The sequence below is a fragment of the Pseudomonas sp. PS01301 genome (assembly GCF_029960215.1).
Lineage (GTDB): Bacteria > Pseudomonadota > Gammaproteobacteria > Pseudomonadales > Pseudomonadaceae > Aquipseudomonas > Aquipseudomonas coleopterorum.
The window spans coordinates 1-280 of the sequence record NZ_JASCPM010000140.1; the positions used below are offsets into that span (position 1 = coordinate 1).

Below are 280 nucleotides of genomic sequence, written 5' to 3' on the forward strand. Positions count from 1 at the left end.
CCAGTCGTGACCCAAGTCAGCGACAGCAATGACGTCACCAACGTCGTACTGACCGCACAAACGCCAGCAGGCGGCGTGGCTGAGAACGGCACCATCGTCTACACCGCCACCGTCGGCGCACCTGTCACTGAATCGCCGGTGGTTGTGACCCTGTCGAACAACCAGACCATCACCATTCCGGTAGGTCAGACGTCGGGCACTGTGTCCTACGTCGTCGGCAACGACGTGTACAAAGGCGCCGACAGCGTCAGCACCGCCATCACTGGCGTGACCGGCGGCA

Annotated in this window: 1 protein-coding gene; it reads left to right on the forward strand. The window is 62.5% G+C overall.

All coding sequences use genetic code 11. The features are described from left to right. The coding region (locus QMX89_RS22780; RefSeq protein ID WP_282349963.1) for an immunoglobulin-like domain-containing protein at nt 1-280 on the forward strand (280 nt) is incomplete at both ends.